The sequence below is a fragment of the Nonomuraea sp. ATR24 genome (assembly GCF_041950485.1).
GTDB lineage: Bacteria > Actinomycetota > Actinomycetes > Streptosporangiales > Streptosporangiaceae > Nonomuraea > Nonomuraea ceibae.
In genome coordinates this window covers 162,071-188,013 of the sequence record NZ_JBGNUU010000015.1, presented here as the reverse complement: position 1 = coordinate 188,013, position 25,943 = coordinate 162,071, and the positions used below count along the sequence as shown (strand labels likewise).

Sequence of the window (25,943 nt, the reverse complement as noted above, 5' to 3'; positions counted from 1 at the left end):
TCCTGATCCGTTACAGTCACCGTATGCCGTCCCGTGATCCACGCTGGGTGCTGAAGGACCGCCCGTCGTTCGCGTTGATCACCGGGCTGGTGCTGACCGGGATCTGCGCCCTGGCCTCGTTCGCCATCGACGTGATCAACGGGGAGCCGGTCCAGTTCTTCATCTCGCTCGGCCTGGCCCTGGCGCCGGTGCCGCTGCTGCTGGCCGCCGTGCTCGCGCTCGACCGGATGGAGCCGGAGCCGCGCAGCAACCTGGTCTTCGCCTTCGCGTGGGGCGCGGGCGTCGCCGTGCTCGTGGCGGGCGTGGTCAACTCGCTGAACCTGCACTACATCATGGACACCGTCAAGCTGTCGGAGGACACCGCCCGCAACATCGCCGCCACCTTCGGCGCCCCGGTGGTCGAGGAGACGATGAAGGGCCTGGTGCTGCTCGGCCTGCTGCGCTTCCGCCGGGCCGAGCTCGACGGGCTGACCGACGGCATCATCTACGCGAGCATGGTCGGCCTGGGCTTCGCCATGAGCGAGAACGTCAGCTACTACCTCCAGGCGCTCAACTCCGAGGCGGGCGGCGTGAGCCTGGCCGTGACCGTGGTGCTGCGCGGCATCCTGTCGCCGTTCGCCCATCCGCTGTTCACCTCGATGATCGGGGTGGCGGTGGCGCACGCGGCCACCCGCGAGGGGTCGGAGCGGGTCTTCTCCATCATGGCGGGCTGGTCGGGCGCGATGGTGCTGCACGGCCTGTGGAACGGCCTGGTCTCCTACGGCGGCTTCCCGGGGCTCGTGGTCGCGTACGTGACGCTGATGATGGTGCTGGTGGCGCTCATCGTGGTCGTCTTCCGCGACCGGCGCCGCATCGTCGAGCTCATCCAGCGCTACCTGCCGCCGTACGAGCCGACCAAGCTCGTCAGCAAGGACGACATCATCATGCTGTCGGCGCTGCCCAGGCGCCGCCGGGCCCGGCAGTGGGCCAGGATGTACGGCGGCAAGCGCGGGCTGCGGGCGATGAGCGACTACCAGCTCGCCGCGACGGAGCTGGGGCTGCTGCACGAGCGGGCGGCCCGGCGGATGGTCGACGACCAGACCTTCCACGAGGAGCAGCGGGCGCTGCTGGAGTGCATGAGCACGGCCAGGGCCGACTTCCCGATGCCGCCCACGCCGGCCGGCAGCCACGGCTACATGCCTGGCTGAGCCCGGTCAGGCGGGCGCGTCGACGATGCGCCGCAGCGAGGTCTCCACGGGGCCGGGGAAGACCGGGTCGGAGCGCAGCAGCAGCGCGTCGGCGAACGCCTTGCCGGTGGCCACCAGCTCGCGCGTGGCGTAGGCGTAGGTGGGGCCCGGCCAGTGCGCGGTGGAGTCGTCGCCGACGCCGAACGTCTCCAGCCCGGCCGTCCGGCAGAGCGTGACGGCCCGGGGCAGGTGGAAGACCTGCGTCACCACGGTCAGCCGTTCGGCGCCGAACACCCGGCGGGCCCGCACGCACGAGTCCCAGGTGTCGAACCCGGCGTAGTCGAGCACCATCACCCGCTCCGGCACGCCCCTGGCCAGCAGGTAGTCGCGCATCGCGGTCGGCTCGTCGTAGGCGGCCCGGCTGTTGTCGCCCGACAGCAGCAGCGCCCTGACCTTGCCCGCGTGGTAGAGCTCGGCGGCGATGTCGAGCCTGCGGGCCAGCATGGGGGAGGGCCGCCCGCCGTACAGCCCGGCGCCGAGGACGAGCGCGGCCTGCGAGGCGGGCACCCGCGCCTGCCAGCCCGCCGTGCCGGCCACCTCGCGGTGGCCGTCGCTGCCGAACCAGGCCCACGTCATGGGCGCCAGCGCGAGCACGCTGGCGAGCACGAGTCCCTGGTACGCGCGCCGCATCGTCTGACGAGTGGGGCGGACGAATCCCCGCAAAAGGGCACCTCACCTTGGTGGGGGAGTGGCCGACATCTCACCCCATACCCTGGCATACCCCGTCAGGACTTGGCGGGGACTTCGGTGGGGGAGGGGCTGCCCGCCTCACCGGCCTCTTCGCCGGCCGTCTCGCCGGCGGGGTCGTGGGTGCGCAGCGCCGAGACGACGCGCAGCGTGAAGATCCACACCAGCGTGGAGCCGACCACGTGCAGGGCGACCAGCGCGGCCGGGACGCCGAGGAAGTACTGCGTGTAGCCGATCACGCCCTGCAGCAGCTCGACCACCAGCAGCGCGAGCGCCGCGCGCCGGGCCCGCCGGGGCGCGCGGGTCACGTGCAGGGCGAACAGCAGCGCGAAGGTCAGCCCGACGACCAGGTAGGCGACGTCGGCGTGCAGCCGGGCCACGCTCTCGATGTCGAGGTCGAAGCGGCTGGCCAGCTCGTCGCCCGAGTGCGGGCCCGTACCGGTCACCAGCACGCCCGCGACCAGCAGCGTGAACACCGCGGCCAGCAGCGCGTGGCCGAGCCGCCGTACGTCGCGGTGGACCAGCCGCCGCGCGGGCGCGTCGCCCTCGCCGGCGCGCGCGTACAGGGCCCAGCAGGCGGCGGTCAGCCCGATCGACAGCAGGTAGTGCATGCCGACCGTGAACGGGTTGAGCAGGGTGCTGACCACCACGCCGCCCCACAGGGCCTGCGCGATGATGCCGATCGGCTGCAGCCAGGCCAGCTTGACCAGCGAGGCGCGCCGCGGCTTGAGCCGGTGGGCGGCCACCCAGCAGGCCACCCCGATGACCAGCACGAGGAACGTGACCAGCCGGTTGCCGAACTCGATGGCCATGTTGATCGGCGCCACCTCGGGGTGCGCGACCGGGACGAAGCTGTCGGGCGTGCAGCGCGGCCAGGTCGGGCAGCCGAGCCCGGAGTTCGTCACCCGCACGACCGCGCCGCTCACCGTGATGCCCGCGTTGGCCACGACGGCGGCCAGCGCCCATCCGCGCAACGTCGCCGTGGTCGGCGACCAGAAGGATGACACGAAGGAGTCGGCGTAGCGCCCGGGTAGCTTCACGTCATCGATGGTAGGTGGCGGGTGTGGCGGTCCCGACACCGGCTTTTCCCTCCGCTGGACATGTGACATATTACTGAGGTGGAGGTGAGCCGATGTCCGACGTGATCGTCGTCGGGGCCGGCGTCGTGGGCGCCGCCTGCGCCTACTACGCCGCGCGCGCCGGGCTGGACGTGACCGTCGTCGACCGGGGCCCCGTCGCGGGCGGCACGACCGGGGCGGGCGAGGGCAACGTGCTCGTCTCCGACAAGGAACCAGGACCGGAGCTCGAGCTCGCGCTGCTGTCCAACGGGCTCTGGCGCGAGCTGGCCGAGACCCGCGGCGGCTTCGAGTTCGAGCCCAAGGGCGGGCTCGTCGTCGCCGAGACCGCCGAGATCCAGGACCGGCTCACCGAGCTGGCCCGCAAGCAGGGCGTCGAGCACGAGAGCGTCGCCGCCGGCGCGCTGCGCGACCTGGAGCCGCACCTGGCCGACGGGCTCGCGGGCGGCGTGTTCTACCCGCAGGACGCCCAGGTGCAGCCCATGCTGGCCGCCGCCAGGCTGCTGCGGCACGGGGCCGACAGCTATGGGCACGGCGCCGTCCGGCTGCGCCTCGGCGTCACCGTCACCGGCTTCGTCCGCTCCGGCGACCGCGTCACCGGCGTGCGCACCGACCGGGGCGACATCCTCGGCGGCGCCGTCGTCAACGCGGCCGGCACCTGGGGCGGCGAGCTCGCCGCGCTGGCCGGGGTGAGCCTGCCGGTGCTGCCCAGGCGCGGGTTCATCCTGGTCACCGAACCGCTGGCCGAGCCGCTGATCCGGCACAAGGTCTACACCGCCGCCTACGTCACCAACGTGGCCAGCGACTCGGCGGCGCTGGAGACGTCCGCCGTCGTCGAGGGCACCCAGGCGGGCACCGTGCTCATCGGCGCCAGCCGCGAGCGCGTCGGCTTCGACCGCACCACCTCGGTGCCCGTGCTCGCGCGCCTGGCCGAGCAGGCCGTCGCCCTCTTCCCGGCGCTGCGCGGCGTGCGGGTCATCAGGTCCTACTGCGGGTTCCGGCCCTACTGCCCCGACCACCTGCCCGTGATCGGCGCCGACCCGCGCGCGCCCGGCCTGTACCACGCGTGCGGGCACGAGGGCGCCGGCATCGGCCTGGCCCCCGCCACCGGTCACCTGCTCGCCCAGCTCCTCACCGGCCGTGAGCCCGCCCTCGACCCGCACCCGTTCCGCCCCGACCGATTCCCGGAGGAGCCGCGTTGACCTTCCAGATCACGATCGACGGCCGGCCCGTGCCGGTGACGCCGGGCCAGACGATCGGCGCGGCCCTGCACGCGGCGGGCGTGCGCTCCTGGCGCACCACCCGGTTCGGCGGGCGGCCGCGCGGGCTGTTCTGCGGGATCGGCGTCTGCTTCGACTGCCTGGTCACCGTCAACGGCCGGCCGCCCGAGCGCGCCTGCCTGCTGGAGGCCCGGCCCGGCGACGAGGTGACCACCTCATGACCGGCAACCCGTACGACCTGGTGGTGGTCGGGGGAGGCGCCGCCGGGGTCGCGGGCGCGCTGTCGGCCGCCCAGCACGGGCTGCGCGTGGCCCTGCTCGACTCCGGGGCGCGGCTGGGCGGCCAGTACTTCCGCCACCCCGCCGCCCCGCCGAACCCCGGCACGCCCGGCTTCGACGGGTTCGCCCGCCGGGCGCGGGCGCTGGCCGAACGCGCCGACGTGCTGCTCGGCCACCAGGTGTGGAGCGTCACCCGCGAGCCGGACGGCGACCTGACCGCCCACTGCGTCACCACCTCGGACGGCGCCGAGCGGCCGGTGGACGTGCGCGGCAGGCGCCTGCTCATCGCCACCGGCGCGCACGACCGGCCGCTGCCGTTCCCCGGCTGGGACCTGCCCGGCGTGCTCACCGCGGGCGGCGCGCAGGCGCTGCTCAAGGGCAACGGCGTGGTCGCCGGGCAGCGCGTCGTCGTCGCCGGGACCGGCCCGTTCCTGCTGCCGGTCGCCGCCGGGCTGGCCGGGGCCGGGGCGCGCGTGCTCGGCGTGCACGAGGCGAGCGCCGGGCTCGGGCTGGCCCGCCACCCCGTGCTCGCCCTGGGCAAGGCCGGGGAGGCCGCCTCGTACGCGCTCACGCTCGCCCGGCACCGCGTCCCGTACCGGCCCCGCACCGCCGTGATCGCCGCGCACGGCCGGGACCGGCTCGAAGCCGTGACCGTGGCCCGGCTCGGCCGCGACTGGAACGTGCTGTCCGCCCGCAGCGTCGCCTGCGACACGCTGGCCACCGGCTACGGCTTCACCCCCCAGATCGACCTGGGTGTCCAGCTCGGCTGCGCCACCCGGCACGACGCCGACGGCAGCCCCGTCCTCGCCGTCGACGGCCGCCAGGCCACCGGCGTCCCCGGCGTGTGGGCCGCCGGGGAGCCCACCGGCGTCGGCGGCTGGCGGCTGGCCGAGCTCGAAGGCCGCCTCGCCGGGCTCGCCGCCGCCGGCAGGGCACTGCCCGTCAAGCTCGTCCGGCGGCGCGACAGCCTGCGCGCCTTCGCCCGCGCGCTGCTGGCGGCCTACCCCGTGAAAGACGGCTGGCAGGGCTGGCTGCGCGACGACACGCTCGTGTGCCGGTGCGAGGAGGTGCCGCTGGCCCGCCTGCGCGAGGCGCAGGACCTGGGCGCCACCGACGCGCGCTCGGTCAAGCTGCTGGCCAGGCCCGGCATGGGCTGGTGCCAGGGCCGCATCTGCGGCTACCCCGTCGCCTGCCTCACCGGCGAGCGGCCCGCGCCGCCGCGCCGCCCCGTCGCCCAGCCGATCACCCTCGCAGCACTCGCCGAAGCCGCCGAACCCCCCACGGGAGGACATCCATGACCGAACGCAGCAAGGCCTGGCACGGCATCATGGTCGCCACCGCGCTCCCCCTGCGCGCGGACCTGACCGTCGACTTCGACGCCTACGCCGAGCACTGCCGCTGGCTGGTGGACCAGGGCTGCGACGGCGTCGTGCCCAACGGGTCGCTCGGCGAGTACCAGACGCTCACCGCCGACGAGCGGGCCCGCGTCGTGCGCACCGCCGTCGAGGCCGTGGGCGGGCGCAACGTGATGGCGGGCGTCGGCGCGTACGGCTCGGGCGAGTCGCGGCGCTGGGCCGAGCAGGCCGCCGAGGAGGGCTGCGGGTCGGTGCTGCTGCTGCCCCCGAACGCCTACCGCGCCGACGAGGCCGCGGTCGCCGAGCACTACCGCGAGGTCGCCGCCGCCGGGGTGCCCGTGGTGGCCTACAACAACCCCTACGACACCAAGGTCGACCTGACGCCCGCGCTGCTGGCCCGGCTGTTCGACGAGGGCCTGATCGTGGCCGTCAAGGAGTTCACCGGCGACCCGCGCCGCGCCTACGAGATCGCCGAGCTGGCCCCCGGCCTGGACGTGCTGATCGGCTCCGACGACGTGCTGCTGGAGCTGGCCCTGGCCGGCGCGGCCGGCTGGATCGCGGGCTACCCGAACGCGCTGCCCGCCGCCGGCGCCGCCCTCTACAGGGCGGCCGTCGCCGGAGACCTCGGCACGGCCCTGCCGCTCTACCGTAAGCTCCACTCGCTGCTGCGCTGGGACTCCAAGACGGAGTTCGTCCAGGCCATCAAGCTGTCGATGGACCTGGCGGGCCGTCCGGGAGGCCCCTGCCGCCCGCCCCGGCGGCCGCTGACGGACGAGCAGGCCGCCGCCGTGCGCGCCGCCACCGAGAAGGCACTCGCGGAAGGACTGCGATGAGGACCAAACGCGTGTTCCACGCCGTGGACTCGCACACCGAGGGCATGCCCACCAGGGTCGTCACCGGCGGCGTCGGCGTCATCCCCGGCGCGAGCATGGCCGAGCGGCGGGTCTACTTCCGCGACCACCTCGACCACATCCGCAAGCTGCTGATGAACGAGCCGCGTGGCCATGCCGCCATGAGCGGCGCCATCCTGCAGCCGCCCACCCGGCCAGACGCCGACTGGGGCGTGCTGTTCATCGAGGTGTCCGGGCTGCTGCCGATGTGCGGCCACGGCACGATCGGCGTGGCGACCGTGCTGGTGGAGACCGGCATGGTCGAGGTCGTCGAGCCCGTCACCACCGTCCGCCTGGAGGTGCCCGCCGGGCTCGTCGTCGTGGACGTGGCCGTCCGCGACGGCATGGCGACGTCCGTGACGCTCAGGAACGTCCCCTCCTACGCCGACCGGCTCGACGCCACCGTCACCGTGCCCGGCTACGGGGAGATCCGCTACGACCTCGCCTACGGCGGCAACTTCTACGCCATCGTCGACCTCGACGCGTACGGGCTGCCGTTCGACCGCAAGGCCAAGAACGACATCCTCGCCGCCGGGCTGGCCACGATGGCGGCCGTCAACGCCGCCGACGAGCCCGTGCACCCCGAGGACGAGCGCATCCGCGGCTGCCACCACGTCTACTTCGCCGCGCCCGGCTCCGACGCCCACCACTCGCGGCACGCGATGGCCATCCACCCCGGCTGGTTCGACCGCTCGCCGTGCGGCACCGGCACCAGCGCCCGCATGGCCCAGCTGCACGCCCGGGGCGAGCTGCCGCTGGGCCGCGACTTCGTCAACGAGTCGTTCATCGGCACCCGGTTCATCGGCCGCCTGCTGGAGGACGGCGTCGTCGGCGGCAGGCCCGCCGTCGTCCCGTCGATCACCGGCCGCGCCTGGGTGACCGGCACCGCCCAGTACTTCCTCGACCCGCGCGACCCGTTCCCCGAAGGGTTCGAGCTGTGACCCCGCCTGCGAGCACGCCCCTGATCAGCACCGTCGACTACCACACCGGCGGCGAGCCGTTCCGGATCGTCACCGGCGGCGTCCCCGCCATCCCCGGCGCCACCGTGCTCGAACGCCGCGCCAACGCCCCCGCCGCCGCCGACCACGTGCGGCGGCTGCTCTGCCACGAGCCGCGCGGCCACGCCGACATGTACGGCTGCTTCCTCGTCCCGCCCGACGACCCCGGCGCCCACCTCGGCGTCCTGTTCTGGCACAAGGACGGCTACTCCACCGCCTGCGGCCACGGCACCATCGCGCTCGGCGTGCACGCCGTCCGCGAGGGCCTGGTCGAGAGCGACCCCGACGGCGAGACCGACGTCGTCGTGGACGTGCCCTCCGGCCGCGTCACCGCCCGCGTCCGCCGCGAGGCCGGCCGCGTCACCGCCGTCACCTTCGTCAGCGTCCCCTCGTACGTGATCGCGCGCGGCGTCCCGGCCGCCGGGATCGAGACCGACCTGTCCTACGGCGGCGCCATCTACGCCTCGGTGCCCGCCAAGGCCGTCGGCCTGTCCGTCGAGCCGCGCCACGTGGGCGAGCTCATCGCCTGGGGCCGCCGGATCAAGGCCGGGCTGGAGGGGCACCCGGCCACCCGGCACCCCGGCGACGACCGGCTGTCCGGCGTCTACGGCGTGATCTTCTACGACGACCTCGGCCCCGGCCGCCAGCGCAACGTCACCGTGTTCGCCGACGGCGAGGTGGACCGCTCGCCGTGCGGGTCCGGCACCGCCGCCCGGCTCGCCCTGCTGCACGAGGACGGCCACCGCGGCACGCTCGTGCACGAGAGCGTCGTCGGCAGCGTGTTCCGCGCCCGGGTGGCCGCCGAGACGCCCGCCGGGGTGGTGCCCGAGATCGAGGGCATGGCCTACCGCACCGGCAGGCACACCTTCGAGCTCGACCAGGACGACCCCATCGGCACGGGGTTCACGCTGCGATGACCCTTCCCCATCTCGACGCCCACACCGTGCGGCGGCTGGTGCCCGTGGCCGGCGCCGTGCGGCTCCTGGAGGAGGCGCTGCTCGGCGGGCTGGACCCGGAGGCGACGCCGCAGCGGCCCGTCGTCGATCTGCCCGCCGGTCAGCTCCTGCTGATGCCCGCGGCGGCCGGGCGGTACGCCGGGGTCAAGGCCGCCACCGTGGCGCCCGGCAACGCCGCGCTCGGGCTGCCCCGCATCCAGGGCACGTACCTGCTGTTCGACGGCCGCACGCTGGCGCCGCTCGCCACGATGGACGGGATCGCGCTCACCTCGCTGCGCACGCCCGCCGTCTCGGCGCTGGCCGTCCGCCACCTGGCCGAGCCGGACGCCGGCGACCTGCTCGTGTTCGGCACGGGCCCGCAGGCGTGGGGTCACGTCGAGGCGCTCGCCGAGGTCAGGCCCGTCCGGCGGGTCACGGTCGTGGGCCGCGACCCCGGCCGGGCCGGGGCGTTCGCCGCCCGCTGCCGCGAGCTGGGCCTGGAGGCCGAGGCGCTGACCGGCCCGGGTGATCAGGCCGGTGATCAGGCCGGTGAGCGGGTCGGCGCGGCCGTGGCGCGGGCGGACCTCGTCGTCTGCTGCACCACCGCCAGGCAGCCGCTGTTCGACGGCGCGCTGGTGCGCGATCGGGCCACGGTGGTCGCCATCGGGTCGCACGAGCAGGACGCCCGGGAGCTCGACGGCGAGCTGATCGCCCGGTCGTGCGTGGTCGTCGAGGCGAGATCCGCGGCGCTGGCCGAAGCGGGGGATGTGGTCATCCCCATCCGCCACGGTACGATCACCACTCATCATCTCGCCGGAAACCTCGCTGAGCTGGTCGTGGGCCGGGTCGTCCCGGGCGACGGGCCCCGCGTGTTCAAGGGCACCGGCATGGCGTGGCAGGACCTGGTCGTCGCGGCCGCCGCGTACGAGGCGTGGTTTCAGCGGACCCGGTCCCGGAGGACCTAGGGAAGGGATGGGCGGATGGCTGCCGAGGACCGGCTCGACCTGCCGATGGTGGGCGAGCGGCAGAGCCTGCGCGAGCAGGTGGCGCACGCGCTGCGGGCCGCGCTGATCACGGGGGAGATGCGCCCCGGCGTGGTCTACTCGGCGCCGGTGCTGGCCGCGCAGTTCGGCGTGTCGGCCACGCCCGTCCGCGAGGCCATGCTCGACCTGGCCAAGGAGGGCCTGGTCGAGGCGGTGCGCAACAAGGGCTTCCGCGTCACCGAGCTGTCCGAGCGCGACCTGGACGAGCTGACCGAGATCCGCAGGCTCATCGAGGTGCCGACCGTGGCGCGGCTGGCCGACACCGGGCGCGCCGCCGACTTCGAGCGGCTGCGCCCGGTCGCCGAGGAGATCGTCGCCGCCGCCGAGCAGGGCGACCTGCTCGCCTACGTCGACGCCGACCTGCGCTTCCACCTGGAGCTGCTCGCGCTGTCGGGCAACGCGCACCTGGTCGAGGTCGTCAGGGACCTGCGCACCCGGGCCCGCCTCTACGGCCTGTCGCAGCTCTCCCAGCGCGGCACGCTGGCCGACTCCGCCCGCGAGCACGTGGAGCTGCTCGATGCGCTCAAGGGCGGCGACGTGGAGGCCGTCCGTCTGATCATGTCGGAGCACATCCAGCACGTGCGCGGCATCTGGGCCAGCAACGCCTGAGCCCGCCCTGGCCCCGGCAATCCCAGCCCCGGCCCGCCCTAGCCCCGGCCCGCCCGCGTCGAGCCGAAGCTGGCCGCCACGATGCACAGCACCGCCGCCCACTGCTGCACGTTCAGGATCTCGCCCAGCAGCAGCACGCCGATCAGCGCCGCAGCCGCGGGCTCGACGCTCATCAGGATGCCGAACACGTGCTTGGGCATCCGGCGCAGCGCCTTGAGCTCCAGCGAGTAGGGGATCACCGACGACAGCAGCCCCACGCCCAGCCCGATGAGCACCAGCTCCGGCTGGAGCAGGTCGGCGCCGCCCGTCGTGACGCCCACTGGCGCGATCACCACGGCCGACACGATCATCGCGAACGACAGCCCGGTGGTGCCGGGGAAACGGCCGCCGGCCGCCGCCGACAGCAGGATGTAGGCCGCCCAGCAGGCGCCCGCCACCAGCGCGAAGCCGATGCCGGCCCAGCTCACCCCGGCCGACTGCCCCCACGGCGCCAGCAGCACCACCCCGGCCGCGGCCAGGCCGACCCACAGCAGGTCGAGCCGCCGCCGCGAGGCCGCCACGGCGACGCCCAGCGGCCCCAGGAACTCGATCGCCACCGCGACGCCCATGGGCAGCCGCGCCAGCGCCTCGTAGAACGTCAGGTTCATCACCGCGAGCGTCACGCCGAACGCCAGGCCCACAGCCCAGTCGCGCCACGCCAGCCCGCGCAGCCGGGGCCGGGCCACCGCCCCCATGATCAGCGCCCCGGCAGCGATCCGCAGGAACACCACCGCGCTCGGCGGGAGCGCCGCGAACAGCTCCTTGGCGAACCCCGCCCCGAGCTGCACGGAGAAGATCCCCAGCAGCACCAGCCCGGACGGCGGAATGGAATCGGCGGCGCCGCGCAGCAGGCTGCCGGCCCGGGGCAGGCGGCCGCCGCGGTCGAGCGGGTCGTCGTAGGCGAAGGCGGTCACGGATCTCCTCACAGCGAAAAGGCCCTCGCAGCCTACCCACCGCCTCCGGCGTCGCCGCAGCCGAGGTGATATGACTGCCCGATAACCCCATGAATCGGTAAAAGGGACCCATGTCCGCCACTCCCGACAGGCCCCCGTCCTCCCTCGCCGCGGCCTCGTTCGTCAGCTGCTTCGACCGCTTCGCCGTGACGCCCATGCTCGTGCTCATCGCCGTCGACCTCGGCGTCCCGCTGGCCGCCGCCGTCGCCGTGGCCAGCGGCTACTACCTCGCCTACGGGCTGGTGCAGCCGCTGTGGGGCGTGCTGTCCGACCGGTTCGGGCGGGTGCGCGTCATGCGGATCGCGCTGCTCGGCGCGGCCGTGACGGGCCTGGTCTCCGCGTTCATGCCGGTGCTCGGCGCGCTCGTCCTGTCCCGGGTCGCCGCGGGCGCCTGCTTCGGCGCGATCGTGCCCGCCTCGCTCGCCTACGTCGGCGACACCGTCCAGCCGTCCGGCCGCCAGCGCGCCCTGTCGGACCTGATGGGCGTGATGGCGCTGGGCACCGCGCTGGCCACCGGCTTCGGCGGGCTGCTCGGCGACCTGGCGGGCTGGCGGCTGGTGTTCACCGTCCCGGCCGCGTGCGCGCTGGCCTGCGCCGTCGCGCTGCGCGCCCTGCCGGAGCCGCCCAGGAGGGCCGCCGGTCCCGGGCGCGGCGGGCACGTCGGCGCGGTCCTGCGCAGCCCGTGGGCGCTGCTGGTGTTCGCGCTGGCGTTCGTGGAGGGGGCCGTGCTCATCGGCACGATGGCGTTCCTGGCCACCGCCCTGCAGCACGACGGCGTCTCCACCACCGTGGCCGGGCTCTGCGCCGCCGCCTACGGGCTCGGCGTGTGGCTGTTCAGCCGGCTGGTCATGCGGCTGTCGCGTGGGTGGCCCGCGTGGTGGCTCATCGCGGCGGGCGGCGCGCAGATGTGCGCCGGGTACGCCGTCGTCGCCGCCGGGGTGAGCGTGGCCGCCGTCACGGTCACCGCGCTGCTGCTCGGCGGCGGCTGGTCGTTCATGCACTCGTCGCTGCAGACGTGGGTCACCTCCGTGGTGCCGCACGCCAGGGGCACCGCCGTGGCGTTCTTCGCCTCGGCGCTGTTCGTCGGCAGCGCCGCCTCCTCGTGGGCGGCCGGGCCGCTGGCCGGGGACGGCCGCTACGGGCTGCTGTTCGGGCTCGCCGCGGCGGCGGCGCTGCCCCTCACCGTCGTGGCCGCCCTCGCCAGACGCCGCTACGGCGCCCTCGTCCCGGACGCGACGCCCGGTTAGGCCAGGGCGTCGTCACGCGGGCCAGTCCCGGCGCGCGTCATTCCCAGCGGAAGGTGCGGGCGGCCAGGCCCAGGGAGGCCAGCGCCCAGACGGCCAGCACGGCGAGCGCGCCCAGCGGCAGCGCCGCGCCGCCCGACAGGACCGCGCGCAGCCCGCCGGTCAGCGCCGAGATCGGCAGCAGCTCCAGCACCGGCCGCACCGACGCGGGGAACTTCGCCAGCGGGAACACCACCCCGCCCGCCGCCAGCAGCAGCAGGTAGACCAGGTTGGCGGCGGCCAGCGTCGCCTCGGCCCGCAGCAGGCCGGCCATGAGCAGCCCGAGCCCGCTGAACGCGGCGGTGCCCAGCAGCACCAGCAGCGCGGCGGCGAACGGCGACCCGTGCGGCTGCCAGCCCAGCGCCAGCGCCACCCCGACGATCACCGCGACCTGGATGGCCTCCACCGCGATCACCGCGGCCGTCTTGGCCAGCATGAGCCCGCCCCGCGACAGCGGCGTGGCGCCCAGCCGCCTGAGCACCCCGTAGCGCCGCTCGAACCCGGTGGCGATCGCCTGCCCGGTGAACGCCGTCGACATCACCGCCAGCGCCAGCACGCCCGGCGCGAGGAACGCCACCCGGTCGCCGCCGCCCACGTCGATGAGCGGCGCCACCGAGAAGCCGACCAGCAGCAGCACCGGGATGATCATCGTGAGCAGCAGCTGCTCGCCGTTGCGCAGCATGGCCCGGATCTCGGCCCCGGCCTGCGCCAGCACCATGCGCGGGAACGGCGCCGCCCCCGGCGCGGGGGTGAAGTCCAGCGTGGCGCTCATCGCAGCTCCCTGCCCGTCAGCTCCAGGAACACGTCTTCCAGCGTGCGGCGCTCGATGCGCAGGTCGTCGGCCGTGACGCCCTCCGCCGCGCACCAGGCCGTCACGGTGGCCAGCAGCTCCGGGTCCACCTGGCCCTCGATGATGTAGTGGCCGGCCGGCGACTCCTTGGCCGCGCTCCCGGCCGGCAGCGCGTTGAGCAGCTCCTCCAGCCCCAGCCCCGGCCGGGCGCGGAAGCGGAGCTGCCGCTCGGCGCCGGTCAGCGTGGCGGGACTGCCCTCGGCCACCACCCGGCCGCGGTCGATGATGACGACCTTGTCGGCCAGCCGCTCGGCCTCGTCCATGTGGTGGGTGGTCAGCACCACCGACACCCCGGCGGCGCGCAGCTCGCCGACCAGCTCCCAGCACGCGTGCCTGGCCTGCGGGTCGAGCCCGGCCGTCGGCTCGTCCAGGAAGACCAGCTCGGGCCTGCCGATGACGGCCGCGGCCAGCGACAGCCGCTGCTGCTGGCCGCCCGACAGCCTCCGGTACGGGGTCCGTACGTGATCGGAGAGGCCGAGGCGCTCCAGCAGCGCGCCCGGGTCGAGGGGACGGGCGTAGAAGCGGGCGACCAGCCGCAGCCACTCGGCGCAGCGCATCGCGGGCGGGACCCCGCCGGACTGCAGCATGACGCCCACCCGGGGGCGCAGCGCGGCGGCGTCGGGGGCGCTGCCGAGCACCCGCACCGTGCCGGCGTCGGCTTTGCGGAACCCCTCGCAGATCTCCACCGTCGAGGTCTTGCCGGCGCCGTTGGGGCCGAGGACGGCGGTGACCGCGCCGCGCGCGGCCAGCATGCTGAGGCCGTCGACCGCAGTGGTGCCGCCATAGCGCTTGACCAGGTCCGCGATCTCGACGGCTGGGGATTCCATGCGCACGAGTTTAGGGACTGCCGGGGCCGGTCCGGCCCGCAGGGCAAGCTGGCCGAAATTTATCCCATAATTGGGAATTCGGGGGACCAGATGATGGTTTGACCCCTCGGCCCTCGTGGGCCACACCGCCTGCGGGGAAAGGGGTACGCATGTCCGTGGCAGAGGCCACGCAGTCGCAACCGGCCGTCGTCAAGGAGCGACGGGGGCTCCTGCTCCTCATCCTGGGCGCGCTGTCGGCGATCGGGCCGCTGTCCATCGACATGTACCTGCCCGCGCTGCCCGCCATCAGCGGCGAGATGCTCAGCCCCGCCGCCCAGGTCCAGCTCACGCTCACCGCCTGTCTCATCGGCGTGTCGGCCGGCCAGGTGATCGCCGGGCCCGTGAGCGACGTGCGCGGGCGGCGGCTGCCGCTGATCGTCGGCGTGGCCGGGTTCGCGCTGACGTCGCTGCTGTGCGCCTTCGCGCCGTCGGTGCCCGTGCTGATCGTGCTGCGGCTGCTGCAGGGCATGCTCGGCGGGGCCGCGCTGGTCATCGTCCGGGCCGTGGTCCGCGACCTGTACGACGGGCCCGCCATCGCCCGCATCTTCGCCACCCTCATGCTGGTCAGCGGCCTGGCGCCGATCCTGGCCCCGGTGGCGGGCGCGCAGCTGCTGGCCTTCACCTCCTGGCGCGGCGTGTTCGTCGCGCTCAGCCTGGCCGGGCTGGTGCTGCTGCTGGCCGTCCTGCCGGGCGTGCGCGAGACGCTGCCCGCCGAGCAGCGGGAGGGCGGCGGGCTCAAGCACACGCTGGCCACGTTCTGGGCCCTGCTGCGCGACCGCGCGTTCATGGGCTGCGCGCTCACGGCCGGGCTGGCCTTCGCCGCCATGTTCGCCTACATCTCCGGCTCGCCGTTCGTGCTGCAGGAGGTGTACGCGGCCACGCCCCAGCAGTATTCGCTCATCTTCGGGCTCAACGCGCTCGGCCTGACCGTGATGGCCCAGGTCGGCGGCAGGCTGTCGGGCCGGGTCCGGCCGGCGCGGCTGGTGTTCGCCGGCCTGTTCGTGAGCCTGGCGGGAGGCGGGCTCCTGCTGGCCGCCGCGGTCACCGGGCTGGGGCTGGCGGGTATCGTGGCGGGGCTGTTCGTCATCATGTGCGGCCAGGGGCTCGTCCTGCCGGGCACCGGCGCGCTGGCGCTGGCCGGGCAGCCCCCGCAGGTCGCCGGGTCGGCCTCGGCGCTGCTGGGCGTCCTGCAGTTCGCGCTGGGGGCGGTCGCGGCCCCGCTGGTGGGCCTGGCCGGCCAGGACACCGCCGTGCCGATGGCCGCGCTGATGCTCGCCCTGATGGCCGCTTCGGCGCTCAGCTTCGGCATCCTGGGACGCCAGCGAAATTAGGTAAGCCTACCCTGCGTGAGAAATTGCATTGCCGGGTCCTCCGGATTCATTTGAGATGCGGGAAGGAATTACGGCACACTGATGTTGTGAAAAACGTGCCCACGATCGAGCCAGGCAGCGAGCGCAGCACCCGTGCGCGCGTGGCCCGGCTGATCCTGGAACACGGTCCCATCGCCGCGGCGGCGCTGGGCGAGCGGCTCGGGCTCACGCCCGCGGCCGTCCGCCGTCACCTCGACGCGCTGCTGACCGACGGGATGATCGAGCCTCGCACCGGGCGCCAGCGCGGTCAGCGCGGGCGCGGGCGGCCGGCCAAGCTGTTCGCCATCACCGACGCGGGGCGCAGTGCCTTCGAGCACGCCTATGACGATCTGGCCGGGAGCGCGCTGCGTTTCCTGGCAGAGCGCATGGGAGAAGAAGCCGTGTCCGACTTCGCCCGCTCACAGGTTTCCGGCCTGCTGCGGCGGATGGAGCCGGTCATGCGGGCGGTGCCGGCCGACCAGCGGGTCCAGGTCCTGGCGCAGGCGCTGTCGGCGGAGGGTTACGCGGCCTCGGCCAGCAAGGCCAAGTCCGGCGGCGACCAGCTCTGCCAGCACCACTGCCCGGTGGCGCACGCGGCCGCGGAGTTCCCGCAGCTGTGCGAGGCCGAGACGGAGGCGTTCGCGCAACTGCTCGGCACCCCGGTGCAGCGCCTGGCCACGATCGCGCACGGCGACGGGGTCTGCACCACGCACGTCAGCCCCCAGACGCTGGGGCCCGCACATAGAGCCATCGATAAGAACAAGGAGACCGGAAGGTGACTGTCACCGACCGCCCGGAGCTGGAAGGCCTCGGGAATTACAAGTTCGGCTGGGCCGACCCCGACGCCGCCGGGGCCGCGGCCAAGCGCGGCCTGTCCGAGGAGGTCGTCCGAGACATCTCCGCGCTCAAGAACGAGCCGGAGTGGATGCTCGACCTTCGCCTGAAGGGGCTCCGCCTGTTCGGCAAGAAGCCGCTGCCGACCTGGGGCTCCGACCTCACCGGCATCGACTTCGACAACATCAAGTACTTCGTGCGCTCCACCGAGAAGCAGGCCGCTTCCTGGGACGAGCTGCCCGAGGACATCAAGAACACCTACGACAAGCTCGGCATCCCCGAGGCGGAGAAGCAGCGCCTCATCGCCGGCGTCGCGGCCCAGTACGAGTCCGAGGTCGTCTACCACAAGATCCGTGAGGACCTTGAGGAGAAAGGCGTCATCTTCGTCGACACCGACACGGGCCTGCGCGAGCACGAGGAGCTCTTCAAGGAGTACTTCGGCTCGGTGATCCCGGTGGGCGACAACAAGTTCGCCGCTCTCAACACCAGCGTGTGGTCCGGTGGCTCGTTCATCTACGTGCCGCCGAACGTCGAGGTCGAGATCCCGCTCCAGGCCTACTTCCGGATCAACACCGAGAACATGGGCCAGTTCGAGCGGACGCTCATCATCGTCGACGAGAACAGCTACGTGCACTACGTCGAGGGCTGCACCGCGCCGATCTACTCCTCCGACTCGCTGCACTCCGCGGTCGTCGAGATCATCGTGAAGAAGAACGCCCGCTGCCGTTACACGACCATCCAGAACTGGTCGAACAACGTCTACAACCTGGTCACCAAGCGCGCCGTCGCCTACGAGGGCGCGACCATGGAGTGGATCGACGGCAACATCGGCTCCAAGGTCACCATGAAGTACCCGGCCGTCTACCTGATGGGCCAGCACGCCAAGGGCGAGACGCTGAGCGTCGCGTTCGCCGGCGAGGGCCAGCACCAGGACGCCGGCTCCAAGATGGTGCACCTGGCGCCCAACACGAGCTCCAGCGTCATCTCCAAGTCGGTGGCGCGCGGCGGCGGCCGCACCTCCTACCGCGGTCTCGTGCAGATCGAGGAGGGCGCCCACGGCAGCGCCAGCACCGTCAAGTGCGACGCCCTGCTCGTCGACCAGATCAGCCGCTCCGACACCTACCCGTACGTCGACGTCCGCGAGGACGACGTCTCGATGGGCCACGAGGCCACGGTCTCCAAGGTCAGCGAGGACCAGCTGTTCTACCTCATGAGCCGCGGGCTCGAAGAGGACGAGGCGATGGCGATGATCGTGCGCGGCTTCGTGGAGCCGATCGCGCGTGAGCTGCCCATGGAATACGCGCTCGAGCTGAACCGGCTGATCGAGCTGCAGATGGAAGGAGCCGTCGGCTGATGGGCCTGAACGAGAAGCCCCTGTCGACCCTGCACGAGAAGGCGTCGTACGACCTGGCCGACTTCGAGGTCCCCACGGGCCGCGAGGAGGCGTGGCGCTTCACGCCGCTGTCGCGCCTGAAGGGGCTGCACAACGGCCAGGCCGCGGCCAGCGGCCAGGTGGTCACCCAGGTCTACACGCCCGAGGGCGTGCGGGCCGAGTGGGTCGGCCGCGACGACGAGCGCATCGGCAAGGCTTACGTGCCGGCCGACCGGGTCAGCGCCCAGGCCTACAACGGCTTCGAGAAGGCGCTGGTCGTGACCGTGCCGAAGGAGGCCGTGCCCGGCGACGCGATCACCGTCGAGATCAAGGGCAACGGCGGCGAGGGCGCGGCGTACGGCCACATCGTGGTCGTCGTCGAGCCGATGGCGCAGGCGACCGTGGTCGTCCAGCACGAGGGCAGCGCCGTCTACGCCGACAACGTCGAGTTCGTCGTCGGCGACGGCGCCACGCTCAAGGTCGTCAGCCTCCAGGACTGGGCCGACGACGCCGTGCACGTCTCCCACCACCACGCCCAGCTCGCCAAGGACGCCACGTTCCGGAGCTTCGTGGTGACCCTGGGCGGCGACCTGGTGCGGCTGTCGCCCAGCGTGTCCTACACCGCGCCCGGCGGCGACGCCGACCTGTCCGGCGTCTACTTCGTCGACGCGGGCCAGCACCTGGAGCACCGCCTGCTCGTCGACCACTCGCAGCCCAACTGCAAGAGCAACGTCGACTACCGCGGCGCGCTCCAGGGCGAGGGCGCCCACGCCGTCTGGATCGGCGACGTGATCATCAGGGTCGCGGCCGAGGGCACCGACACCTACGAGCTCAACCGCAACCTCATCCTCACCGACGGCGCCCGCGCCGACTCGGTGCCCAACCTGGAGATCCTCACCGGCGAGGTCGCCGGCGCGGGGCACGCCTCGACGTCGGGCCGCCTCGACGACGAGCACATCTTCTACCTCCAGGCCCGCGGCATCCCGTTCGACGAGGCCCGCCGCCTGGTCATCCGCGGCTTCCTCGGCCAGCTCATCGAGAAGATCCAGGTCGAGGAGCTGCGCGAGCGCGTGATGAACGCGGTGGAGGCGGAGCTCGCACGATGAGCGGCTACGAGAAGGTGTGCAAGGTCAGCGACATCCCCGACGAGGGGGTGATCGGCGTCGAGGTGGGCGAGACCCCCGTGGCGCTGGTGCGCAAGGGCGACGAGGTGTTCGCCCTGCACGACATCTGCTCGCACGCCGAGGTCAAGCTCAGCGAGGGCGAGGTGTACGACGGCACCCTGGAGTGCTGGCTGCACGGCTCGTGCTTCGACATCCGCTCCGGCAAGCCCACCGGCCCGCCCGCGACCAAGCCCGTGAACGTCTACACAGTCAAGATCGACGGCGACGACGTCCTCGTCTCGCTCTCGAAGGAGTCATAAACACATGTCCACCCTTGAGATCCGTGACCTGAAGGTCGCCGTCGAGGACAAGGAAATCCTGCGCGGCGTCAACCTGACCGTGAAGGCCGGCGAGACCCACGCCATCATGGGCCCCAACGGCTCGGGCAAGTCCACGCTCGCCTACGCGATCGCCGGTCACCCGAAGTACACCATCACCGGCGGTGAGGTGCTGCTCGACGGCGTCGACCTGCTGGAGCTGTCGGTCGACGAGCGCGCCCGCGCCGGCCTGTTCCTCGCCATGCAGTACCCGGTCGAGGTCCCCGGCGTGTCGGTGTCCAACTTCCTGCGCTCTGCCGTCACCTCCGTCCGCGGCGAGGCGCCCAAGCTGCGCGAGTTCGCCAAGGACCTCAAGAGCGGCATGGACGCCCTGGCCATCGACGCGGCCTTCGCCCAGCGCAACCTGAACGAGGGCTTCTCCGGCGGCGAGAAGAAGCGCCACGAGATCCTCCAGCTCGAGCTGCTCAAGCCGAAGATCGCGGTGCTCGACGAGACCGACTCCGGCCTCGACGTCGACGCCCTGCGCGTGGTGTCGGAGGGCATCAACCGCTTCCGCGCCTCCGGCGAGACCGGCGTGCTGCTCATCACCCACTACACCCGCATCCTGCGCTACGTGAAGCCCGACTTCGTGCACGTCTTCGCGGCCGGCCGGGTCGTGGAGGAGGGCGGGCCGGAGCTGGCCGACAAGCTCGAGGCCGAGGGCTACGAGCAGTACACGAAGGCATCTGCATGACTTCCACCAGCTTGGACGTGGAGAGGATCAGGAAAGACTTCCCGGTCCTCTCCCGCGAGCTGCCCGGCGGGCGTCCGCTCGTCTACCTCGATTCGGGCAACTCCTCGCAGAAGCCCACATCGGTCGTCGAGACCATGCGCGAGCACCTGGCAATGCACTACAGCAACGTCGGGCGCGCCATGCACGTGCTGGGCTCGGAGTCGACCGAGGCGTACGAGAGCGCGCGCGACAAGGTCGCCGCGTTCATCGGCGCCCCGTCGCGCGACGAGGTGGTCTTCACCAAGAACGCCTCCGAGGCGCTCAACCTCGTCGCCTACAGCTTCGGCAACCCGGCGTGCGCCGACCCGCGCTTCACGCTCGGCCCCGGTGACGAGATCGTCATCTCCGAGATGGAGCACCACTCCAACATCGTGCCGTGGCAGATGCTCGCGCAGCGCACCGGCGCGACGCTGAAGTGGTTCGGCGTCACCGACGAGGGCCGGCTCGACCTCGCCGACGGCGTCGTCACCGAACGCACGAAGATCGTCTCGGTCGCGCATCAGTCGAACGTGCTCGGCACCGTCAACCCGGTCGCCGACGTGGTCGCGCTCGCCCGCCGGGCCGGCGCGCTGGTCCTGCTCGACGCCTCCCAGTCCGTCCCGCACCACCCCGTGGACATGGCGGCGCTGGACGCCGACTTCGTGGCCTTCACCGGCCACAAGATGGTCGGCCCGTCCGGCATCGGCGTGCTGTGGGCGCGCGGCGAGCTGCTGGAGGCCATGCCGCCGTTCCTCGGCGGCGGCGAGATGATCGAGGCGGTCTGGATGGACCGCTCGACGTACGCGCCCGCGCCCCACAAGTTCGAGGCCGGCACCCCGCCGATCGTCGAGGCCATCGGGCTCGGCGCGGCCGTCGACTACCTGACCGGCATCGGCATGGCGGCCGTGGAGGCCCACGAGCGCGAGCTCACCGCCTACGCGCTCGACGCGCTGCGCGAGGTGCCCGGCCTGCGCCTGATCGGGCCCGACTCCCTCGACCTGCGGGGCGGCACGCTGGCGTTCACGCTGGAGGGGATCCACCCGCACGACGTGGGCCAGATCCTCGACGACCGGTTCGGCATCGCCGTGCGGGTCGGCCACCACTGCGCGCGCCCGCTGCACCTCAGGTTCGGAATACCGGCGACCACCAGGGCGTCGTTCTACCTGTACAACACCACGGGCGAGGTCGACGCCCTGGTGCGCGGCCTCCACCACGTACAGAAGGTGTTCGCATAGCCATGATCGGCGAGTCGATGTACCAGGAGCTGATCCTGGAGCACTACAAGCACCCGCAGGGGCGGGGGCTGCGCGAGCCGTACGACACCGAGGTTCACCACGTGAACCCCACGTGCGGCGACGAGATCACGCTGCGCGTCAAGGTGGGCGACGCGGGCCGCATCGAGGACGTCTCCTACGACGGCCAGGGCTGCTCCATCAGCCAGGCCGCCGCCTCGGTGCTGCACGAGCTGACCGCCGGCTCGACCGTCGAGGAGACCCTGTCGGTGGTCGACGAGTTCACCCGGCTCATGCAGGGCAGGGGACAGGTGGAGGCCGACGAGGACGTGCTCGGCGACGCGGTCGCGTTCGCCGGGGTGGCCAAGTTCCCGGCCCGCGTGAAGTGCGCGCTGCTGTCGTGGATGGCCTACAAGGACGCTGTAGTGAGGAGTGCTGCACGATGAGCAAGCCCGTCGAGACCCCGACCGGCTTCGACGGCGAGGCGAGCGTCGAAGAGGTCATGGAGGCGCTCAAGGACGTCGTCGACCCCGAGCTCGGCATCAACGTCGTCGACCTCGGCCTGATCTACGGCCTCAACCTCGACCCGGCCGACGGCGGCGCCAAGCCGGTGGCCACCATCGACATGACGCTGACCAGCGCGGCCTGCCCGCTGACCGACGTCATCGAGGACCAGGCGCACTCCGCCCTGGAGGGCATGGTCTCCGATGTGAAGATCAACTGGGTCTGGCTGCCGCCGTGGGGCCCGGACAAGATCACCGATGAGGGCCGTGAGCAGCTTCGTATGCTAGGCTTCAACGTCTGATCTTTTACCGCTGGTCGGCTGGCGCTCCGCGTCAGCCGCTTCAGCATGCCAGGGGATCCGGAAAGTCCGGCGCCCCGACGGGGAATAGTCTTGATCCTCCCCGCGTTGGCACCAGGGACACCTGACGCCTCATCGCGCGTCCCGCGCCGCCTGCGGCCGGCGCCCAGGTGCGCCTCCCCCTCCGCTCGCCCCCACGGCGGGCGCACTGCACCGTGTACGGCAAGGCCGCCGTACGTCCTGGCTCGTCCTTTCGCAGAAGTGACGTGCCACTTCGACTGAAAGGCACGAAGTTCGTGACCATGCTTGACGCTGCCCTGCCCGAGACGACCCCTGAGCAGGGCCCGTCCGAGTTCGAGCTGCTCGGCCTGCCCAAGCCGCTCATCAGCGGCCTCTCCCGGCAGGGAATCGACAGCCCGTTCCCCATCCAGAGCGCGACGATCCCGGACGTGCTCTCCGGCGCCGACGTCCTCGGCCGCGGCCAGACCGGCTCCGGCAAGACGCTGGCCTTCGGCCTGCCCACGATGGCCCGCCTCGCCGGCGTCAAGCCGGCCCCCGGCCGGCCCCGCGCCATGATCCTCGTCCCCACCCGTGAGCTCGCGCTCCAGGTGCACGACGCCATCGAGCCCCTCGGCCGCGGCCTCGGCCTGCGCATGAAGGTCGTCGTCGGCGGCATGTCCATGGGCAAGCAGATCGAGGCGCTGCGCCGCGGCGTCGACGTCGTCATCGCCACCCCGGGCCGTCTCGGCGACCTCATCCGGCAGGGCGAGTGCTCGCTGGAGGACATCGAGATCAGCGTCCTGGACGAGGCCGACCACATGTGCGACCTCGGCTTCTTCCCCGTCGTCACCGAGCTGCTCGCGCAGACCCCGGCCGACGGTCAGCGGCTGCTGTTCTCCGCCACGCTCGACGGCGACGTCGACAAGCTCGTGCAGCGCTTCCTGAAGGACCCGATCACCCACTCCGTCGCCCCCGCGACCTCCCCGGTCGACACGATGGAACACCACGTCATGCAGGTGACGCGCGACGACAAGTTCGACGTCACGGCCGAGATCGCCAACCGCGAGGGCCGTACGATCATCTTCGTCCGCACCCAGCACGGCGTCGACCGGCTGTGCAAGCAGCTCGCCCGCGTCGGCGTCAAGGCCGGCGGCCTGCACGGCGGCAAGCGCCAGAACCAGCGCACCCGCATCCTCGCCGAGTTCCGCGAGGGCTCGGTCAACGTGCTCGTCTGCACCGACGTGGCCGCCCGCGGCATCCACGTCGACAACATCAGCCTCGTCCTGCACGTCGACCCGCCGCAGGACCACAAGAGCTACCTGCACCGCGGCGGCCGCACCGCCCGCGCCGGCGAGAAGGGCACCGTCGTCACGCTGGTGCTCCCGAACGAGCGCCGCTCCACCGACGCGCTGACCCGGCGGGCGGGCATCCACCCGTTCCGCCTCAAGGCGACCCCCGGCCACCCGCGCCTGGCCGAGATCGCCGGGGCCCGCACGCCCAGCGGCGAGGCCATCCCCGTGTGGGAGCCCGACGTGCGCAAGCCGCTGCGCCCCCGGCGCGAAGGCGGCCACGCCGGCTCCGAGCGCCGCGGCCGGCGTCCGCGCCGTGAGTTCGACGGCGAGCGCCGCCCGCGCCGCCACGACGGCGACCGCCCGCCCTTCGCCGGCCCGCGCCGGACCGAGGACGGCTCGTTCGGCGGCCAGCGCCGCACCGACGACCGCTACCCGCGCCGTCACGACGAGCCCCGCACGTTCGGTGACGACCGCCGCTCCGGCGGCGACCGCCCCCGCGGCGGCTACCGCAACGACGGCGACCGTGGCGGATACTCCGGCGGCGGCGACCGCGGTGGCTTCGGCGGCGGCGACCGTGGCGGTTTCGGCGGCGGTGACCGTGGCGGCGACCGCGGCGGTGACCGTGGTGGCTACCGCAACGACGGCGACCGCGGCGGCTACTCCGGCGGCGGTTACCGCAACGACGGTGACCGTGGTGGCTACTCCGGTGGTGGCGACCGCGGCGGCTTCCGCAACGACGGCGACCGTGGCGGTTTCTCCGGCGGCGACCGTGGGCGTGGCGGGTTCCGTGAGGGTGACCGGCCGCGTGGCGGGTTCCGCTCCGACGACCGCCGCCACTCCACCGACCGTGGCCGCCCGTTCTCGGCCGACCGCGAGCGCGGCGTCCGCACGGACGACCGTCCCCGTGACGGCTACCGCTCCGGCGGCGCCCGTCCCGACGACCGCGGCCAGCGGGGCGGCTTCCGCGCCGACGACCGTGGCAACGGCGGCTTCCGCCGGGGCGGCTCCGCCCGCCGCTACGAGCGCTGATTCCCGGGGCGGCACCGCCCCATGAGTTCGTCCGACGCCCGCCGCGCCCGGTCCTCCCGGGCACGGCGGGCGTCCGCGTTCCCGCACCCTGGCGGGCGCATCTCACCCGCCCGCCGGTGGCCTGCCTGCACGACGTACGGACCGTTCCCGGTCCGGACGGCCGCCGCCACGCCGTCACCGGCCTCGGCCACCGACGGCCGCCAGGCACGGGACCCGCGCGACTCGCGGGTGTCTCGGCTGGCGGACGCGGCACGAAGCGGGGTCGCGCGGCGACTAGGCTGTTACCGCACGCCAGCCGATCGACGAGAGAGATCATGAAGACCTTCGAAGAGCTGTTCGCCGAGCTGTCCGAGAAGGCCCGGACCCGGCCCGCCGGCTCCGGCACCGTGGCCGCCATCGACGCCGGCGTCCATGCCATCGGCAAGAAGGTCGTCGAGGAGGCCGCCGAGAGCTGGATGGCGGCCGAGCACGAGTCTGACGACCGGGCAGCCGAGGAGATCTCCCAGCTCCTCTACCACGTCCAGGTGCTCATGATCGCCAAGGGGATCGGCCTGGACCAGGTCTACAAGCATCTCTAGGGCGCCCCCGCGCCCGCCTCCGGTCTTCCGCAACGACTCTGGACACCGAGGAATCAGACATGCTTCGCCTGGCCGTACCGAACAAGGGCACTCTCAGTGAGGCCGCCCAAGTCATGCTCAAGGAGGCCGGCTACCGGTCCCGCAGAGACAGCAAGGAGCTCGTCGTCGTCGACGAGGAGAGCGGCTGCGAGCTGTTCTTCCTGCGCCCGCGCGACATCGCCGTCTACGTCGGGGAGGGCACGCTCGACGCCGGCATCACCGGCCGCGACATGCTCGTCGACTCCGGCGCGTCGGTCGAGGAGGTCATGCCGCTCGGCTTCGGCGCCTCCACCTTCCGTCTGGCCACCCGGGCCGGCACGATGACGTCCGTCAAGGACCTGCAGGGGCTGCGGGTGGCCACCGCCTACGCGGGCCTGCTGGAGAAATACCTGTCCGACCAGGGCGTCGACGCGCGCGTCATCAAGCTCGACGGCGCGGTCGAGACCGCCATAAGGCTCGGCGTGGCCGACGCGGTGGCCGACGTGGTGGAGACCGGCACGACGCTGCGCAACGTCGGCCTGGAGGTGTTCGGCGACCCGATCATGAAGTCGGAGGCGGTGCTCATCAAGCAGCACACCGCCCCGGCGACCAACGGCGTCGAGCAGCTCGTGCGCCGGCTGCAGGGGGTCGTGCACGCCCGCGACTTCGTGATGATGGACTACGACATCCGCGCCGAGCGGATCGAGGAGGCCATCGCGCTCACGCCGGGCATGGAGGGGCCGACGGTCTCGCCGCTGCACCGGGAGGGCTGGGTGGCCGTGCGCGCCATGGTCCGGCGCCGGGGGCACCAGCAGGTGATGGACCAGCTGTGGGACATCGGCGCAAGGGCCATTCTGGTCACCGACATCTACGCCTGCCGCCTGTGACCTCTGCCTGCGCCGTCAGGTAATCGCCTGTTCCGGGCGGGAACGTACCG

The 25,943-nt window shown here is 73.0% G+C and carries 27 protein-coding genes; 22 read left to right on the top strand and 5 right to left on the bottom strand.

Features of this window, described 5'->3' with window-relative positions; translation table 11 throughout:
* The first annotated feature begins 23 nt into the window (after positions 1 to 23).
* Positions 24 to 1,187, top strand: a complete 1,164-nt coding sequence (locus tag ACBI99_RS31770; protein ID WP_219509944.1) for a PrsW family intramembrane metalloprotease — start codon at positions 24 to 26, stop codon at positions 1,185 to 1,187.
* 6 nt (positions 1,188 to 1,193) lie between these two features.
* Here ACBI99_RS31770 and ACBI99_RS31765 read toward each other — a convergent pair whose 3' ends face one another.
* Together ACBI99_RS31765 and ACBI99_RS31760 are read right to left on the bottom strand one after the other, a co-directional pair.
* Positions 1,194 to 1,889 (bottom strand): vancomycin high temperature exclusion protein, encoded by a 696-nt coding sequence (locus tag ACBI99_RS31765; protein WP_246646030.1) that lies wholly within the window; start codon positions 1,887 to 1,889, stop codon positions 1,194 to 1,196.
* 62 nt (positions 1,890 to 1,951) lie between these two features.
* Positions 1,952 to 2,953 carry a heme A synthase gene (locus ACBI99_RS31760; protein WP_375074157.1) on the bottom strand — a complete coding sequence of 334 codons (1,002 nt, stop codon included), beginning with the start codon at positions 2,951 to 2,953 and terminating at the stop codon, positions 1,952 to 1,954.
* A gap of 92 nt (positions 2,954 to 3,045) precedes the next feature.
* Between ACBI99_RS31760 and ACBI99_RS31755 the strand changes: the two genes are divergently transcribed.
* Genes ACBI99_RS31755 through ACBI99_RS31720 form a run of 8 tightly spaced genes read left to right on the top strand, consistent with a single transcriptional unit; the run spans position 3,046 to position 10,317 of the window.
* Complete coding sequence (locus ACBI99_RS31755; protein ID WP_375074156.1) at positions 3,046 to 4,191, top strand: NAD(P)/FAD-dependent oxidoreductase; 1,146 nt, start codon at positions 3,046 to 3,048, stop codon at positions 4,189 to 4,191.
* A complete protein-coding gene (locus ACBI99_RS31750) occupies positions 4,188 to 4,430 on the top strand; it encodes a (2Fe-2S)-binding protein (protein ID WP_231618791.1) in 243 nt (80 codons plus the stop codon). Before ACBI99_RS31755 ends, ACBI99_RS31750 begins: the two co-directional genes overlap by 4 nt.
* The gene (locus ACBI99_RS31745) at positions 4,427 to 5,785 is read left to right on the top strand and encodes an NAD(P)/FAD-dependent oxidoreductase (protein WP_357586677.1); all 1,359 of its coding nucleotides are present in this window, start codon (positions 4,427 to 4,429) and stop codon (positions 5,783 to 5,785) included. Before ACBI99_RS31750 ends, ACBI99_RS31745 begins: the two co-directional genes overlap by 4 nt.
* A complete protein-coding gene (locus tag ACBI99_RS31740) occupies positions 5,782 to 6,675 on the top strand; it encodes a dihydrodipicolinate synthase family protein (RefSeq protein ID WP_375074155.1) in 894 nt (297 codons plus the stop codon). Before ACBI99_RS31745 ends, ACBI99_RS31740 begins: the two co-directional genes overlap by 4 nt.
* Positions 6,672 to 7,673, top strand: a complete 1,002-nt coding sequence (locus tag ACBI99_RS31735) for a proline racemase family protein (protein WP_357586681.1) — start codon at positions 6,672 to 6,674, stop codon at positions 7,671 to 7,673. Before ACBI99_RS31740 ends, ACBI99_RS31735 begins: the two co-directional genes overlap by 4 nt.
* Positions 7,670 to 8,647 carry a proline racemase family protein gene (locus ACBI99_RS31730; RefSeq protein ID WP_375074153.1) on the top strand — a complete coding sequence of 326 codons (978 nt, stop codon included), beginning with the start codon at positions 7,670 to 7,672 and terminating at the stop codon, positions 8,645 to 8,647. The genes ACBI99_RS31735 and ACBI99_RS31730 overlap by 4 nt, the downstream gene beginning before the upstream one ends.
* The gene (locus ACBI99_RS31725; protein WP_375074152.1) at positions 8,644 to 9,630 is read left to right on the top strand and encodes an ornithine cyclodeaminase family protein; all 987 of its coding nucleotides are present in this window, start codon (positions 8,644 to 8,646) and stop codon (positions 9,628 to 9,630) included. Before ACBI99_RS31730 ends, ACBI99_RS31725 begins: the two co-directional genes overlap by 4 nt.
* 15 nt (positions 9,631 to 9,645) lie before the next feature.
* Positions 9,646 to 10,317: a GntR family transcriptional regulator gene (locus ACBI99_RS31720; RefSeq protein ID WP_219505715.1), complete on the top strand. Its 672-nt coding sequence runs from the start codon at positions 9,646 to 9,648 to the stop codon at positions 10,315 to 10,317.
* A gap of 38 nt (positions 10,318 to 10,355) precedes the next feature.
* Here the strand turns inward: ACBI99_RS31720 and ACBI99_RS31715 are convergent, their stop codons facing one another.
* Positions 10,356 to 11,270, bottom strand: a complete 915-nt coding sequence (locus tag ACBI99_RS31715) for a DMT family transporter (RefSeq protein ID WP_219505714.1) — start codon at positions 11,268 to 11,270, stop codon at positions 10,356 to 10,358.
* Between the two features lie 110 nt (positions 11,271 to 11,380).
* On the opposite strand from ACBI99_RS31715, the gene ACBI99_RS31710 reads away from it, so the two are divergent.
* Positions 11,381 to 12,556, top strand: coding sequence for an MFS transporter (locus ACBI99_RS31710; protein ID WP_375074151.1), 1,176 nt, complete (start codon positions 11,381 to 11,383; stop codon positions 12,554 to 12,556).
* A 37-nt stretch (positions 12,557 to 12,593) separates the two neighbouring features.
* Here the strand turns inward: ACBI99_RS31710 and ACBI99_RS31705 are convergent, their stop codons facing one another.
* Together ACBI99_RS31705 and ACBI99_RS31700 are read right to left on the bottom strand one after the other, a co-directional pair.
* The gene (locus tag ACBI99_RS31705; protein WP_375074150.1) at positions 12,594 to 13,364 is read right to left on the bottom strand and encodes an ABC transporter permease; all 771 of its coding nucleotides are present in this window, start codon (positions 13,362 to 13,364) and stop codon (positions 12,594 to 12,596) included.
* A complete protein-coding gene (locus tag ACBI99_RS31700; RefSeq protein WP_219505709.1) occupies positions 13,361 to 14,269 on the bottom strand; it encodes an ABC transporter ATP-binding protein in 909 nt (302 codons plus the stop codon). The genes ACBI99_RS31705 and ACBI99_RS31700 overlap by 4 nt, the downstream gene beginning before the upstream one ends.
* A 149-nt stretch (positions 14,270 to 14,418) precedes the next feature.
* On the opposite strand from ACBI99_RS31700, the gene ACBI99_RS31695 reads away from it, so the two are divergent.
* The 12 genes from ACBI99_RS31695 to hisG all read left to right on the top strand — a co-directional run bounded on the left by ACBI99_RS31695 (position 14,419) and on the right by hisG (position 25,893).
* The gene (locus ACBI99_RS31695; RefSeq protein ID WP_219505708.1) at positions 14,419 to 15,639 is read left to right on the top strand and encodes a multidrug effflux MFS transporter; all 1,221 of its coding nucleotides are present in this window, start codon (positions 14,419 to 14,421) and stop codon (positions 15,637 to 15,639) included.
* A gap of 95 nt (positions 15,640 to 15,734) precedes the next feature.
* Positions 15,735 to 16,436, top strand: coding sequence for a metalloregulator ArsR/SmtB family transcription factor (locus ACBI99_RS31690; protein WP_219505750.1), 702 nt, complete (start codon positions 15,735 to 15,737; stop codon positions 16,434 to 16,436).
* Positions 16,433 to 17,845 carry a Fe-S cluster assembly protein SufB gene (sufB, locus tag ACBI99_RS31685; protein WP_219505706.1) on the top strand — a complete coding sequence of 471 codons (1,413 nt, stop codon included), beginning with the start codon at positions 16,433 to 16,435 and terminating at the stop codon, positions 17,843 to 17,845. The genes ACBI99_RS31690 and sufB overlap by 4 nt, the downstream gene beginning before the upstream one ends.
* Entirely contained in the window at positions 17,845 to 18,969 is a 1,125-nt protein-coding gene (gene sufD, locus ACBI99_RS31680; protein ID WP_357586692.1) for a Fe-S cluster assembly protein SufD, read from the top strand. Before sufB ends, sufD begins: the two co-directional genes overlap by 1 nt.
* Positions 18,966 to 19,286: a non-heme iron oxygenase ferredoxin subunit gene (locus tag ACBI99_RS31675; RefSeq protein WP_219505703.1), complete on the top strand. Its 321-nt coding sequence runs from the start codon at positions 18,966 to 18,968 to the stop codon at positions 19,284 to 19,286. The genes sufD and ACBI99_RS31675 overlap by 4 nt, the downstream gene beginning before the upstream one ends.
* Before the next feature lie 4 nt (positions 19,287 to 19,290).
* Positions 19,291 to 20,037: a Fe-S cluster assembly ATPase SufC gene (gene sufC / locus ACBI99_RS31670; protein WP_219505701.1), complete on the top strand. Its 747-nt coding sequence runs from the start codon at positions 19,291 to 19,293 to the stop codon at positions 20,035 to 20,037.
* A complete protein-coding gene (locus ACBI99_RS31665) occupies positions 20,034 to 21,290 on the top strand; it encodes a cysteine desulfurase (RefSeq protein WP_281427012.1) in 1,257 nt (418 codons plus the stop codon). Before sufC ends, ACBI99_RS31665 begins: the two co-directional genes overlap by 4 nt.
* A 2-nt stretch (positions 21,291 to 21,292) precedes the next feature.
* Positions 21,293 to 21,733 carry a Fe-S cluster assembly sulfur transfer protein SufU gene (sufU, locus tag ACBI99_RS31660; RefSeq protein ID WP_219505699.1) on the top strand — a complete coding sequence of 147 codons (441 nt, stop codon included), beginning with the start codon at positions 21,293 to 21,295 and terminating at the stop codon, positions 21,731 to 21,733.
* Positions 21,730 to 22,092 (top strand): metal-sulfur cluster assembly factor, encoded by a 363-nt coding sequence (locus ACBI99_RS31655; protein ID WP_219505697.1) that lies wholly within the window; start codon positions 21,730 to 21,732, stop codon positions 22,090 to 22,092. The genes sufU and ACBI99_RS31655 overlap by 4 nt, the downstream gene beginning before the upstream one ends.
* Positions 22,093 to 22,391: 299 nt before the next feature.
* A complete protein-coding gene (locus ACBI99_RS31650) occupies positions 22,392 to 24,410 on the top strand; it encodes a DEAD/DEAH box helicase (protein WP_364170026.1) in 2,019 nt (672 codons plus the stop codon).
* A gap of 314 nt (positions 24,411 to 24,724) precedes the next feature.
* On the top strand, positions 24,725 to 24,988 hold the full coding sequence (locus ACBI99_RS31645; RefSeq protein WP_219505694.1) for a phosphoribosyl-ATP diphosphatase: 264 nt from the start codon (positions 24,725 to 24,727) through the stop codon (positions 24,986 to 24,988).
* 59 nt (positions 24,989 to 25,047) lie between these two features.
* Complete coding sequence (gene hisG / locus ACBI99_RS31640; RefSeq protein WP_219505693.1) at positions 25,048 to 25,893, top strand: ATP phosphoribosyltransferase; 846 nt, start codon at positions 25,048 to 25,050, stop codon at positions 25,891 to 25,893.
* Positions 25,894 to 25,943 lie beyond the last annotated feature (50 nt).